Raw genomic sequence first — 14,631 nt, 5'->3', positions numbered from 1 at the left:
CTGTCATTTAACAGCTTATTTATAATATCACGCCAGACAATCAATGTCAACATGTTTTTATAAATTATTTTAATCATCGTTGTTAACAACTTATCGTCGCTGACAACATAAACTAATATACAGGGGTTCCAATGGAATGTCAACACGTTTTTTTAATTAATTTTAAAATTCATTAATTAAACGCAAATTGCAGCCATTTGCCAACAATCACTTAATATATTTCCCCAATAAAAAAAGCTTTAGTTCGCTCAATAATCGAACGAACTAAAGCTGCTTGAACTAAGGATCTACCTTAGTCCATCTCTTCTCTCTTAATTAATACAATCACCTAGTTTAATGCTTAGGACGCATCGTTGGGAATAATAAGACATCCCGGATTGACTTAGCATCCGTCATTAACATTACTAACCGATCAATCCCAACTCCAAGACCGCCAGTAGGTGGCATCCCATATTCAAGGGCTTCCACAAAGTCTTCATCAATTGGTTGGAATTCATCATTCCCCGCATCATGTTCCGCTGCTTGGGCTTCAAACCGTGCCCGTTGATCAATCGGATCGTTTAATTCGGAGAACATGTTCGCGAATTCACTCCCAATAATGTACAATTCGGCCCGGTCAGTAAAGCGTGGGTCATCGTCATTCTTCCGCGCTAATGGTGAAATTTCCACTGGGTGCCCATAAACAAAGGTTGGTTGAACAAGACTGTCTTCGACCTTATCTTCAAAGAAGGCATTAATAATATGCCCCACCGTCCACCATGATTCGTACTTAACGCCATTTTCATCCGCTAAGCGCTTAGCATCTTCAACTGACATTGCTTCCCAGAAGTCAATTCCAGTTGCTTCCTTAATCGCATCAACCATGTGGATTCGCTTAAATGGTTGCGCAAAGTCGAGTTCAGTCCCTTGGTAGGTAACCTTTAAATCATCACTAACAACCTTCGCCGCAGCGCGGAAAATCCCTTCCGTTTCCGCCATTACATCATTAAAGTCAAAGTAAGCGGCATACGTTTCCATCGTATCGAATTCTGGGTTATGCCGTGGATCCATCCCTTCATTCCGGAAAATCCGACCTAATTCATAAACCCGTTCAAAGCCCCCAACGATTAACCGCTTCAATCGTAATTCTGTCGCAATCCGCAAGTACATTTCCATGTTCATTGCGTTATGGTGCGTAATAAATGGCCGTGCTTCCGCCCCTGAGGCCACGTTATCCAACATTGGCGTTTCAACTTCCATGAACCCTTCATTGTCCATGTAGTCACGAATCGCCTTAATAATCTTAGTCCGGTTAATAAAGCGCATCCGGCTTTCTTCATTCGTGATTAAATCTAAGTACCGTTGGCGATAAACTAATTCTGGATCTTGTAACCCGTGGAACTTATCTGGTAATGGGCGTAATGACTTCGTTAAGAACGTAATTTCCTTAGCCCGGACCGTGAGTTCACCCATCCGTGTCTTAATTACATCTCCGGTAATCCCCCAGAAATCCCCTAAATCAGATTCCTTGAATAATTGGTAAGCTTCTTCCCCAACTTGATCTTGCCGAACATAGAATTGAATCCGGCCATCACGGTCTAAGAGGTCCGCAAAACTAGCCTTCCCGCTGCCCCGCTTAGCAACCATTCGACCAGCAATCGTCACAATATTACCTTGTTGTAATAATAAGTCACCATCACTTTCGCCGTACTTTACCCGTACTTGGCTTGAAGTTAAATGATCTGGGACGAACCGGCCCCCAAATGGGTCGATATCGCGGTCCCGTAATGATTGCATCTTGTCACGCCGAATTTGCATTTGGTCGTTTAATTGTTCTTCCGCCATTCATCTGCTCCTTTACTTTGTTTGATTCATTCGTTCATGATATTGATCAATTAATTGATCAAATAACTTATTCATTGTAGCTTGTTCTTCGGCTTCCATCAATGCCACTTTTACTTTTGCAGCCCGCGGAATACCTTTTAAGTAATAAGCTGCTTGCCCTCGGAATTCACGAACCCCCGTCCGTTCACCTTTTAAATCAACTAAGCGGGCCAAGTGTTGCTTCGCCGTTTCAATTTTTTGATCCGGCGTCACATCTGGTAATAATTCGCCCGTTGCTAAATAATGCGCCGTTTGATGGAGCATCCATGGATTCCCCATTGCGGCCCGCCCAATCATCACCGCCGTGGCACCGGTATGATCAAGGACATATTTAGCATCTTCGGCAGTCTTAATATCCCCATTCGCCATAAATGGAATCGTCAGTTGACTCGCAACTTCTTTTAAAATATCCCAGTCAGCGTGTCCAGTATACATTTGTTTCCGCGTCCGACCGTGCATCGCAATCGCACTCGCCCCGGCCCGTTCAGCCGCCAGCGCATTTTCGACGGCTAAAACATGATGGTCATCCCAACCAGTTCGCATTTTTACCGTCACTGGTTTGTCAACGGCGTCAACCACATATGACACCATTTCATAAACTTTATTTGGATCGAGCAACCACCGTGCCCCAGCATCCGTATTCACCACTTTGTTAACTGGACAGCCCATATTAATGTCAATCACATCCGCATCCGTATGTTGATCAATAAATTTAGCCCCTTCAACCAAGGTTTCCTTTGTCCCACCGAAAATTTGAATTCCCATTGGGTGTTCAACTTCTTCGACGTTCGTCATCTTCAGCGTCTTTTTATTTTGATACATAATTCCGCGATCAGAAATCATTTCACTCACCACGTAACCTGCCCCAAATTGCTTACAAATTACCCGGAAGGCCGAATTCATGACCCCTGCCATTGGGGCTACGACCACCTGATTTGGGATTTTAATATCCCCAATTTGCCATTCCATTCGTTTCTCCTCATTCATTTAAATATAACTGCCGTAGTATAACGCACTCATTAGTCATCTAGCAACTATTTGGCTGCATTCGCTTGGAGTGCCCGTAATTCGGCTTCGCTAAATTGGTACTTTTGGTGACAGAACCGACATTGCGCTTCCGCTCCATGATCTTCTTCAATTAATTGTTGTAAATCAGCCGGATTAATGGCCGTTAAGGCTTTAGCAAACCGCGCCTTAGAACAATCACATTGATACTTGACCGGCATCGTTTCTAAGCGCTTCAATTCGTCGGCTGGGAAAATCCGTTCCATGATTTGTTCCGGCGTATCATCCTCCCGCAACATTTCTGATACTAATGGCAAGGATTGTAAAGTTGCTTCTAATTTCGAAATCGCTTCATCCGTGGCACCTGGTAACACTTGAACTAGGAAACCTCCCGCCACTTGAATTGATTCATCTTCATTCACAAATACCGACAAACCAACCGCCGATGGAATTTGTTCTGATTGGGCTAAGTAATACGTGAAGTCTTCGCCCAATTCACCCGAAATGAGGTCAACTTCCCCGGTATATGGAGTTTTATCTCCAGGCGTCATTTTCGTCACTGACAACGTTCCAGTTGTCCCAACGGCACCGCGAACATCAATTTTATGTTGGTCGTTCAAATCTAAACTTACGTGTGGATTGGCTAGGTAAGCCTTGACAGTGGCATCGGCCGTCCCATCAGCCACCATAAACCCAACTGGTCCATCACCTTGAATCTTAACCGTCAACTTACCATCGCCTTGCATCCCGGACGTCGCTAATAAAATCGTTCCAATCATCGTCCGCCCCAACGCTGCAGAAGCCGCACTCCAAGTATCATGAATTTCATGGGCCCGTTGAACCGTTTCTGTTGCATCTAACGTATAAATTCGAAAGTAACCATCCGTGGTCATTCCTTTTACTAAATAATCACTCATTATTTTCCTCCATGACTAACAAAAAGACTGGGGAGTTTCCCAGCCTTTAATTTAATTATTCTGGCTTATCATCATTAGCTGGTGTCGCAGCATCACTGGCTGTTTCATCACCATGATCACTCGCATCGTTTTGATCATCGTAAGCTTGCGCCCGTTCATTTTCGCGAGCTTCTAGTGCTTGCTTAGCTTCTTCAAAACTAGCCGCGTGTTGATCTGATTCCGCCTCTTCAACCGCATCTTCTGGCATCGTCCCATTTTGGTAGAGACTCAGAATTTGCTTTTCATCCAACGTTTCGTACTTCAACAAGGCTTCGGCAATTAACTTATGTTGTTCCCGGTGCGTTTCAATAATGTGCAAGGCTTGTTCGTGACCTTCCATTAAGATGCGCCGGATTTCTTCATCCACAATTGCCGCCGTTTGTTGGGAGTATGGTGATTGATCAAATCCTTGACCAGTAAAGACCGCCCCGGAGCTTTGTAATTCAACCGGACCAATCTTATCACTCATTCCGTATTGCGTAACCATAGACCGCGCAATTTGCGTAGCTTGTTCAAAGTCGTTTGATGCCCCGGAACTTTGGGACTTGAAGATAATTTCTTCAGCGGCCCGACCACCCATCAAACCGGCAATTTGTTCTTCGGCATTCTTCTTCGACATTAACATTTGGTCTTCACGCGGTAACATAATTGCATATCCGCCTGCCCGACCCCGTGGCACAATTGTTACCTTGTGAACCACGCGGGCGTCGTTTAAGACTAACCCAACAATCGTGTGCCCGGCTTCATGGTAGGCCACCGTTTCGCGTTCTTGCTTCGAAATGACCCGATCACGTTTGGCCGGACCGGCAATTACACGGTCTTCTGCTTCATCAACATCTAGCGAATCAATTTGATCCTTGTTCCGCCGAGCAGCTAAGAGCGCGGCTTCGTTCAGCAAGTTTTCAAGATCCGCTCCGACAAAGCCAGGCGTTTGTTTGGCAATCAACTTCAGATCAACATCAGTTGCTAACGGCTTGTTCTTAGCGTGAACCCGCAAGATAGCTTCCCGTCCCTTAACGTCTGGCCGTCCAACCAAGACTTTCCGGTCAAACCGACCTGGCCGCAAGAGCGCTGGATCCAAGACATCCGAACGGTTCGTCGCAGCCATTACAATGACCCCTTCATCACCGTTGAATCCATCCATTTCAACTAAAAGTTGATTTAACGTTTGTTCCCGTTCATCGTGACCGCCACCTTGGCCATTGCCCCGGCGCCGCCCCACGGCATCAATTTCATCAATAAAGATAATTGATGGTGCTGACTTCTTGGCTTGGTCAAATAAATCCCGGACCCGGGAAGCCCCGACCCCAACGAACATTTCCACGAAGTCTGACCCAGAAATTGAATAAAACGGTACTCCAGCTTCACCAGCCACGGCTTTAGCTAACAATGTCTTCCCCGTGCCTGGAGGCCCTTCTAATAAGACCCCAGCTGGCATCCGTGCCCCTAAACGGGTGTATTTCTTAGGATTCTTCAAGAATTCGACGACTTCGACTAATTCTTGCTTTTCTTCTTCTTCCCCCGCCACGTCGTCAAAGCGAACTTTGTTTTGCTTTGGATCAGATGGCTTGGCCTTCGTCTTACCGACATTCATAATGCCGCCACGACCACCACGGCCACCAGCTTGGCCCATCATCATGTAGAAGAAGAAGACTAAAATAACTAGTGGCAAGATTGATACTAGCAAGCTTGACCATAAGCCATTATTTTGTTCTTCTTTCGTACTTAACTTCGTTTTCGTCTTGTCAGCCGCAGTTTGAATTTGGGCTAACGTCGAATCACTTGCAAGTACTGTCGTTTCAAAGTGACGAGTTGTCGCCGCTTTGTTGTTACCAAAACTAAAGCCAACCGTTTCATTATTGCGAGTTGTTTGGGCGTGCTTGTACGTCCCTTCAACTTTGTAAACGCCATTAGTTGGTTGGAGTTGAACAGTTTTAACTTCCCCGCGTTTTAACTGTTTTACAAATTCACTTTGTGTTAACGGCTTTTGGGAATCACTACTCGATGAACCACCGAAGAAAGCATAAATCCCAGCCATAATACAAAAGAAAATAATTGCATAAAACAGAATATTGTGGGCGAAGCCATTTTTGTTTGAATTTTGATTCATCCTTTGGCTCCTTCAATCATTTGTTAATGGTCTCATCTTAGCACATTTGACTATCACTGACCATTAATTTACTCCCGTTTTAACGGTAAACTTCTGGCTTTAAAACTCCAACGTATGGAAGGTTCCGATATAAGAAGTTGTAGTCAAGCCCGTACCCAACAATAAATTCATTCGGTACAATTTGCCCAACGTAATCTGCCTTCACATCAGCTACCCGACGATCCGGCTTATCAAAGAGCGTACAAATCTTCAAACTCTTGGCGCCCCGGTCCTTTAAAACATCAACTAACTTTGCTAACGTCCGACCAGTATCCACGATATCTTCAACCACTAAGACATCCTTGCCTTCAATCGAATTCGTTAAATCTTGGATCAATTCAACCGTCCCCGTACTTTCGGTCGTTGCCCCAGCGTAACTTGATAAATCAACGCTATCTAAAGAAGCCATCACCTTAATCCGCTTAAACAAGTCAGTTGTAAACATCATCGCTCCCGTTAAAACTGACACGACTACTAATTCGTCTGTATCAGCATAATCATGGTTAATTTGATCAGCTAACTTGTTAACTAATTTTTGGATATCTGCTTCGCTATAAAGGACGCGTTCAATATCGTTTTCCATACTCATGTGTGTTCTTCTCCTTGTTGATACAAATACAATTCAATTCCGTCAGCTACCGGTGGTAAACTTGCTACCTTCCGTCCCTCAACCCATAACACTTCTTGATCCTTGGTCACGACCACCATTTGCTGTGGGCGTAAATCAACGGGGACCTTTTGATCAATTAAAATCCGCCGCACCTTTTGATGACCACCCTGCGCTAACCGAATCCGATCGCCAGCTTGCCACGGTCGCCGGATTAATGGCAACTGATCTGCTCGCAATTCAAACCGCGCGAGTAAATGATCAGTGGTTGGTTTAGTCTGCCACGTTACCTGACCAATTGGTTGTACAAAATATTGTTTTTCCAATTCTACCACATCACCCGCTTTGACACCGGTGGTTTTCAAAGTTTTATCAACTTTTTGCCACCAAAATTCTTCGTATGACCATTTAATTTGCCACCCATGCGCTAACATTAGGGTCCCATTGGACTTGGTGGTCGTCATTAACTGCTGTTGAATCTGTTTTAACTGATCCCAACTAACATCGCGAATCCCCGCCGTTTGCCAACTCATTTGCAGCCAACTCCGCTGCACCGCTCCATCCAACTGGCGCCACTTAACGAGCGAGAAATGCTGGCCTAACCTTAATTGACTAGTAACTTGTGTTAAGTATGCCGCCAGCGTCGCTTCCACCGTAGCTAATTGTTCACTATACGCTTGTATATGCTTACCAAGCTGTGGAAATTTTTTTTCGCCACTGATCATTAAGCTGTCGCCGAAACCAATTGCGCAAAATCGTTGAATCTTGATTAGTTTCGTCTTCAAACCAAGTTACGTGATGAGTAGTTGCCCAGGCTAGCAAACTAGCTTTGGAACAACCTAATAAGGGGCGAACTAATTTCCCGCCAGCAAACGAACGGACTGGCTGAATCCCAATTAAGTTATTCCACCAACCACCGCGGGTAAGTTTCATGAAGATGGTTTCTACTAAATCATTTTGATGATGCGCGGTTAATAAGACCGAACTTTGGTATTTTTTCATCACCGATGCAAAAAATTGATACCGAAACTCCCGCGCCGCAGTTTCAATCCCGTGACTTGGCGGATGTTCCCACGTTTTAATAACTAACGGAATTTGATGTGCTGCACAAAATTCCGTTAACCAAGCCGCCTCTTGGTCACTTTGCGGTCGTAAACGATGATTAACATGGGCAACTACAATTGGAACCTTTAATTGCAATAACACATGGAGCAACACCATCGAATCCACGCCGGTCGACACCGCCACAACTAGCGGATCATCACTAACTGGTATTTGGTTCGCAACCTGTTGGATTAAATCCATCCGTTCCGCCTCCTTACGCTTGATTTTCAAAAAGCCTTCAGTCACCGCATACTTGCGAATAACTGAAGGCTCATCCTGACTAATTAGCAAAGCGATAAACAACTTCACCTTTTTTTAGCATAATCATACTTTTGCCGGACAACTTGCTCTAAGTATTTCGGCTGTTTCAATAATTTGGTTTCTTGTTGCAACGCCGCTTGTTCTTTTTTTTGGCTTGTTGATATGAAACTTTCGTCGTTACTAATGATTGATTAACCGCCTTTAACTGTTGCTTCGTTTGCCACAATTGCACGCCGGTCAACACTATTAGCGTCCCAAAAATCGCTAGTAACCATTTAAAGCGCCGAATATGCGTTGCTCGGACAAAACGCCGGCGCCGATTAACGTGCTCAATATAACCATTATTCATTTGTAGCACGGTGCGATTTTCCGGCATGACTTGTTCCCCTTTTTTTATAACTCACTTCAGTATAACAAGCTCAGAATTAGGGGTCTAGCTAATTATTCAAAATAATTAATTTTATTCTTCCCGGAAATCTTGTTCGTACCGTTCTTCTAAAATCGTATACATTAATTGTGCATCTTCTTTTTTGGTGCTTTCAAGTAATTGCATTACTTTCACCACTAACGTCTTGTTCCCAAATTGAATCGTCAAGACATCGCCAACCGTCACATTACTCGATGACTTGGCGACTTTATCATTAATCAAAATTCGCCCTTGATCGGCAATTTTTTTAGCAATTGGCCGTCGTTTTATAATCCGGGCAATTTTTAAATACTTATCGAGTCGCATCTGTTTCCTCCATTTTGGTTGCTAAAGTTGTCAATAAGGTCAAGAGTTGCTTTAACCATTCATTTTCCTTCATCCACGGCTGAATAATCAAGCGAATCACTAATCCTTGCTCATTTTCACTCATCGTTGATTTAAATTTCGTCGCTGCAATTGCTTGCATGACCGCGGTTACTTGTAAACGTCGATTCCCCGTTGGCGTCCACGTTAAGTAGAGATTATCTTGTTTTCGTTCCACTAGCGATAACAACGCGGTATCGGCCACCGCCTTAATTTGGGCTACTAACAATAAATTTGCTACCGCCGGACCGTAATCTCCGTACCGATCAATTAAGTCGCCAGCTAAATCCAACATCCCAGCGGCCGTCGTTTGCCGAATTCGTTTATATAATTCCATCTTTTGGCGTTGATCAGGAACATATTCGCTTGGCAGGTAAGCTTCGACGCCTAATTTAATTTCGGCATCTGATTGTTCCGGTAGCACTTCACCCCGTTTTTTTCGCCACGGCTTCTTTTAACATCGTCGTGTATAAATCATACCCCACCGAATCAATAAAGCCATGCTGTTGCTTCCCCAGGAGATTTCCGGCCCCCCGAATAGCTAAATCGCGCATTGCAATCTTAAAACCAGAACCTAACTCCGTGAAGTCACGAATGGCGGCGAGGCGTTGTTCCCCTTGTTCGGTCAGCACTTTATTCGGTTGATACATCAAATAAGCATACGCTACTTGGTTAGAGCGCCCAATCCGGCCCCGAATTTGATACAACTGCGCCAAACCAAGCCGGTCAGCATCTTCGACAAACAAGGTATTAACATTGCTAATATCAACCCCGGTTTCGATAATCGACGTCGTCACTAAGACATCATATTCGCGGTTCACAAAATCATAAAGCACGCGTTCTAATTGGTTTTCCGTCATTTGGCCATGAATGGCTGCCACACGTGCTTCGGGCACTAACTGGTTTAAATTGGCCACGACTTGTTCAATGTCATGAACGCGATTGTGTAAGTAAAAGACCTGGCCGTGCCGTTGCAATTCACGCCGAATTCCATCTTGAATCACCACTTCATTTTGTTCCAAGACATAGGTTTGAATCGGGTACCGGCCGACCGGTGGTGTTTCGAGGACGGATAAATCCCGCACCCCCAACATCGACATATTTAACGTCCGCGGAATTGGGGTCGCCGTTAACGTTAAGACATCGACATTGGCTTGTAATTGCTTGAGCCGTTCTTTGTGCTTCACCCCAAAGCGTTGCTCTTCATCGACCACTAATAATCCCAAATCAGCAAATTCAACTTGCTCGCTGAGTAATTTATGAGTTCCGACAATCACATCGATTTGACCAGCCGCTAATTTTGCTAAGGTTTCCTTAACTTGTTGCCGGCTTAAAAACCGGGATAACACCGCAATTTCCACCGGAAAGTTAGCAAACCGGTCTTTAAGGGTTTCATAATGTTGTTGCGCAAGAATTGTCGTCGGCACCAACATCGCTGCTTGTTTCCCCCCTTGCACCGCTTTGAAAATCGCGCGCATTGCAACCTCGGTTTTCCCATACCCAACGTCGCCGACTAACAAGCGATCCATCGGCCGACTCGCTCCATATCATGTTTAATTTCATCAATACTTTGGACTTGATCGGACGTGGTTGATACGGAAAATCAGCATCAAATTGTGCTTGCAGATAATCATCTTTAGGAAACGCAAACCCTGGTTTTTCGGACCGCGCTGCGTAGAGCTCAATTAACTCGTCGGCAATATCTTCAATTTTAGCTGATACCCGTTGCTTCGTCTTCGCCCATTCGGTTCCACCTAGACGATTCACATGGGGTGGTTTGCTATCCGCCGCCACATATTTTTGGACTAAGTTCAATTGCGTGACGGGGACAAAATTTGGGCATGGTCGCGGAAATTCAGGACAATGTAATCTTGGTGCGCCCCGTCAACGACCATCGTTTCAATTCCCGCAAAGACCCCAATCCCGTGATTGACGTGCACAACGTAATCACCGGGTTTTAAATCATTATAATTTTTAATCCGTTCCGCGTTGGCGAGCTTCGTCGTTCGTTTCCGCGTTGGCGTCACTTGTTGGAACAATTCACTTTCCGTGACTACAACTAAATTTGCCCCCGGAAATTCAAACCCATGCCGTAAATTTGTCGCGACAATTTGGGTTTGATGTTCTAACAACTGCGTCGGGGTGGTTTCCGTGATTACCCCTAATTCTGCCGGCAACAACTGCGTAATTTGCTTGCGGCGGTGTTCACTCGCCGCCAACAAAATCACCGTTTCCCCCATCTGTTGCCACGTTTGCAATTCATGGGCAAATAATTCGGTTTGACCGAAGAACTGTTGCATCGGCCGAGTATGTAAATCTAATAACTGGTCAAATTTTTGGTGACCATGCCCCTTTTGAAACCGCGCAAGGTAAATACGAGCAGTTTTTAAATCCGCTAATTGCGTTAACACATCGGTTCCTAATTGTGGCACATGAACTCGTTGGTGAGCTTGCACCGCATGGCGTAACCATTGTTCCTCTTGCTCTGCTAACGTCGTCAATTGATCGTTAATCCGGGGCCAATCATCAAAAATCACCGTTGTCGTATCCGGTAAGTAATTCAACAGCGACTGGTTAGCTGGGTATAACCAATCAGCGTAGGCCAACGCTTCATTCGGTAAATACCCCGCTGCGACTTCCGCGAGGGTCGCTTGCGCAAGCGCCCCATTGGCCGCCTCGTCACTCGGATCAGGTAAGGCCGCGACTTCCGCCGTTAAATTCGTGCGCAGTTGTTCATGTTGGGCGGGCGTCGCAATTAAATCCGTTGCCGGTAAAATCGTAACTTCCGCCACGTTTGCTAAACTTTGTTGCGATTCGACCGCGAAGTAACGCAACGAATCAATTTCCGTATCAAATAAGTCAATTCGGATTGGGTGGGGCGTATTCAATGCGTAAATATCTAAAATCGATCCCCGAATCGCAAAATCGCCGGGGCGCATGACCATTTTATCGAGCCGATAGCCCATCTGCATTAATTGCTCCCGGACAGTGGCTAAATCAATTTCATCACCAACGTGCCACGTAAACTGCGCTGCTTGAAACGTTACTGGATCCACTAACCGGCGTCGCAGTCCCGCCGCCGTTACGACCACAATCGGTTGGGTTGCATGTAATAACCCTTGCAGCGCCTCCAAGCGTTGTAAGCGAAAATCCGGCGAACTCGTTGCCATTTCGGTCGCGAGCACTTCTTCGGTTGGAAAGGCCAACACCCGTTGCGGATCAACCAAATTCTCTAAATCACTTACCAACGCTTGTAGATGGTACAAAGTATCAACGACCACTAATTGGGGCCGGTCGGTAACTTGCGCAATCGTTGCTAACAAGGCGGTTTTCGCTGAACCGTCAATTCCCGTGACCAACGTTGTTTGCCCTTGGTTAACGGACGCAAGTAACGACTGCACCGCGGGTACCGGGGCAATTAAATCCGTTAATTGCATCGCTTTGGGTACCTCCTAATTGTAATGGTTCATGACTTGGTCGAAACTCATGCCCCCAACCCAGTCCGCTAAACCGCGTTCCGCTTGGGCAATCGCCACATCAATCTCCGGCCGTTCATCCTTGGTAAACTTTCCCAAGACGTGACTGACCACCGTCCGTGAACGGGATGATCAATCCCAACTTTGACCCGCGCAAATTTTTGGGTTCCCACATGGGCAATGATACTCTTTAAGCCATTATGCCCGCCGGCCGAACCTTGTTGTTTAAAGCGCACTTTGCCGACTTGCATATCAAGGTCATCGCTAATAATCACCACATCAGCTAAATCAACATCATAATAATCCATCAATGGTTTGACCGCGCGCCCTGATTCATTCATATACGTCGTTGGTTTCACGAGCATCACTTTCTCACCATTAATTAACCCCGTGGTCGTGACCGCCGGCGCCTTTTCATGTTTAAATGCGCTAAATTGATAATCATGGGCCATTTGATCAACGGTCATAAACCCAACGTTATGCCGCGTTTCATCATATTCAGTCCCAATATTTCCTAAGCCAACAATCATTTTCATGAGTGTTGTACCTCCTTCATTCTTCTAATTTAATTATTATACCGCAATCAGAAACCAGACCCCACTTTGATAATTAAGTTAGAAAATTCTAATTTTTAAGTTAAAGTATGATATGATTAATTGAGTAATTTTTTTCAAAGGAGACATGCACGGCGATGATTATTAAAGAGCTCATTCAAACCACCGACCATTTAACCACGATTTCAGAAAACGCGACCCTAGCGGACGCATTAACTGTCTTGGAAGATACTGGCTATCGGTGCATCCCGATTTTAGATAAATCCGGGACTATTTTTCGGGGTAACATCTACAAAATGCACCTATATCGTCACAAGTCACGCGGTGGTGATATGACCTTACCAGTCACCACCCTCTTAAAAAATGCTACGAAATTCATTTCGATTAATGATGACTTCTTCACCATTTTCTTTGCCATTCGCGATTTACCTTATATTGCCGTGTTAGACGAACAAAAACATTTCTATGGCATTTTGACCCACAATCATTTAATCAATATGCTTAATTCGGCCTGGAATGTCCAAACTGGGAGCTATGTCATCACAATTAAAGCTAATGAAGAACGGGGCTTTTTAGTCACCGTCGCCAAAGAAATTACGCGGTATTGCCAAATTAGCAATATCATTACGCTTAATCCAGCCACGGAAAAACAACTGATTGTGACCTTGCCCGAAGATGTCACCCCGCAATTATTAGCAAAAATCACCAAGCGTCTCCGGAAAAAGCAAATTGAAATTTTGCACGTTGAAGATTTAAAACAGGTCGCATCTAGGTCGTGAGCCGAGCGTAAAAGACTCCGGTTGGCTAAGCACAAAATAGGGTTTCTGGGATCAAAGTAAAACTAATTTATCTGTAGAAGAAGAGACATATCAGTGGAATAATTTTGTGCTAGATTTTTTTAAAGACCAAGCTACTGTTCAATATAGACACAGATTGAAAGTGGCGTCAATTTTATGGAAGAAGGTACGAATGTCAAAAAAAGCAAGATCTATCATCACGATTTGCTAAAGAAGTATGACCGGGAAATTAAAGAATATAAGTAGAAAGATCTAAATTTTAACATTACAGGATTTTTTTGAATCATTAATTATTAGTAAGGAGATTATATGGCTAAATCAGCTCTTATAATAATAGATTTACAAAATGGTGTTTGTAAATCAGATCAAGTTATTTTTAACTATGAAAATTTAATATCAAAAATAAATAGACGTATTGATTACTATCGGAGCCAGAATTTTCCAATTATCTTTATCCAGCACGAAGATAATTTCCTTCAAAAAAATTCTACTGCTTGGCAGCTTGTGTCTGATTTGCATCATAAGAAAAACGATATTTTGTTGAGTAAAAAGCATCCTAATTCTTTTTATCAAACCCATCTAGAGAAAATTTTAGAAAACTTAGGTATTAATAATTTAGAAATTTGTGGAGCTCAGACTGAATACTGTGTTGATGCAACAATTAAAATGGCACATGGATTAGGATATCAAGTAATAATGCAACACAACACTAGCAGTACATTTGATAATAAATATATGACAGCTGAAGATACTATCAATTTTTTTTGAAAATATTTGGAATAATAGGTTTCTTACATTTATTTGATTTGAAGTAAAAAGAAATCCAATTGGTTCGAAAAGAAGCGTTTTCAACTATGATAAAGCTCACTTATTAAGACCATCGCTTTTTGATAAATACAAAGACGATGTCAGTATTAGCTTTTATTTTTCAAGTGATGAGCACGATGAGAAAAGTGATTTTTCTATAATGCAGTCGTTTAGTCAAAACCATTAGGTACTATGAACAATTTATTTACATCTTAACTTTAATCACTTCACCATCTTTGAACGTGAACTCCATATATCGTTG

Annotated in this window: 11 protein-coding genes and 3 pseudogenes; 3 read left to right on the top strand and 11 right to left on the bottom strand. The window is 43.8% G+C overall.

Annotated features, from left to right (window positions below):
* Positions 1-333 precede the first annotated feature (333 nt).
* From lysS to pth, 11 genes and pseudogenes are all read right to left on the bottom strand, one after another.
* On the bottom strand, positions 334-1,824 hold the full coding sequence (lysS, locus tag JCM14505_RS05425; RefSeq protein ID WP_054653391.1) for a lysine--tRNA ligase: 1,491 nt from the start codon (positions 1,822-1,824) through the stop codon (positions 334-336).
* Positions 1,825-1,836: 12 nt separating this feature from the next.
* Complete coding sequence (gene dusB / locus JCM14505_RS05420) at positions 1,837-2,832, bottom strand: tRNA dihydrouridine synthase DusB (RefSeq protein ID WP_054653390.1); 996 nt, start codon at positions 2,830-2,832, stop codon at positions 1,837-1,839.
* Between the two features lie 65 nt (positions 2,833-2,897).
* Positions 2,898-3,785, bottom strand: a complete 888-nt coding sequence (hslO, locus tag JCM14505_RS05415; RefSeq protein ID WP_054653389.1) for an Hsp33 family molecular chaperone HslO — start codon at positions 3,783-3,785, stop codon at positions 2,898-2,900.
* A 55-nt stretch (positions 3,786-3,840) separates the two neighbouring features.
* Positions 3,841-5,934, bottom strand: a complete 2,094-nt coding sequence (ftsH, locus tag JCM14505_RS05410; RefSeq protein ID WP_054653388.1) for an ATP-dependent zinc metalloprotease FtsH — start codon at positions 5,932-5,934, stop codon at positions 3,841-3,843.
* Positions 5,935-6,013: 79 nt separating this feature from the next.
* A complete protein-coding gene (gene hpt, locus JCM14505_RS05405; RefSeq protein WP_054653394.1) occupies positions 6,014-6,556 on the bottom strand; it encodes a hypoxanthine phosphoribosyltransferase in 543 nt (180 codons plus the stop codon).
* A 2-nt stretch (positions 6,557-6,558) separates the two neighbouring features.
* Positions 6,559-7,305: a tRNA lysidine(34) synthetase TilS gene (gene tilS / locus JCM14505_RS05400; protein ID WP_054653387.1), complete on the bottom strand. Its 747-nt coding sequence runs from the start codon at positions 7,303-7,305 to the stop codon at positions 6,559-6,561.
* A complete protein-coding gene (tilS, locus tag JCM14505_RS05395; RefSeq protein ID WP_054653386.1) occupies positions 7,268-7,885 on the bottom strand; it encodes a tRNA lysidine(34) synthetase TilS in 618 nt (205 codons plus the stop codon). Before tilS (JCM14505_RS05395) ends, tilS (JCM14505_RS05400) begins: the two co-directional genes overlap by 38 nt.
* Before the next feature lie 166 nt (positions 7,886-8,051).
* Positions 8,052-8,321, bottom strand: coding sequence for a hypothetical protein (locus tag JCM14505_RS05390; RefSeq protein ID WP_054653385.1), 270 nt, complete (start codon positions 8,319-8,321; stop codon positions 8,052-8,054).
* Between the two features lie 84 nt (positions 8,322-8,405).
* On the bottom strand, positions 8,406-8,678 hold the full coding sequence (locus JCM14505_RS05385) for an RNA-binding S4 domain-containing protein (protein WP_054653384.1): 273 nt from the start codon (positions 8,676-8,678) through the stop codon (positions 8,406-8,408).
* Positions 8,665-12,172, bottom strand: a pseudogene (gene mfd / locus JCM14505_RS05380) (transcription-repair coupling factor). Before mfd ends, JCM14505_RS05385 begins: the two are co-directional and overlap by 14 nt.
* A gap of 15 nt (positions 12,173-12,187) precedes the next feature.
* Positions 12,188-12,747 (bottom strand): annotated as a pseudogene (gene pth, locus JCM14505_RS05375) (aminoacyl-tRNA hydrolase).
* 155 nt (positions 12,748-12,902) lie between these two features.
* On the opposite strand from pth, the gene cbpA reads away from it, so the two are divergent.
* The 3 genes and pseudogenes from cbpA to JCM14505_RS09640 all read left to right on the top strand — a co-directional run bounded on the left by cbpA (position 12,903) and on the right by JCM14505_RS09640 (position 14,556).
* Complete coding sequence (gene cbpA, locus JCM14505_RS05370) at positions 12,903-13,544, top strand: cyclic di-AMP binding protein CbpA (protein WP_054653383.1); 642 nt, start codon at positions 12,903-12,905, stop codon at positions 13,542-13,544.
* Positions 13,545-13,871: 327 nt separating this feature from the next.
* Positions 13,872-14,367 (top strand): annotated as a pseudogene (locus JCM14505_RS05365) (cysteine hydrolase family protein).
* Between the two features lie 21 nt (positions 14,368-14,388).
* Complete coding sequence (locus JCM14505_RS09640; protein ID WP_225352283.1) at positions 14,389-14,556, top strand: DUF6037 family protein; 168 nt, start codon at positions 14,389-14,391, stop codon at positions 14,554-14,556.
* Positions 14,557-14,631: the final 75 nt, after the last annotated feature.

This window comes from Limosilactobacillus equigenerosi DSM 18793 = JCM 14505 (assembly GCF_001311375.1).
Classification (GTDB): Bacteria; Bacillota; Bacilli; order Lactobacillales; family Lactobacillaceae; genus Limosilactobacillus; species Limosilactobacillus equigenerosi.
Note: the sequence above shows the minus strand (reverse complement) of the source record. Positions and strands in the feature narration are given on the sequence as shown.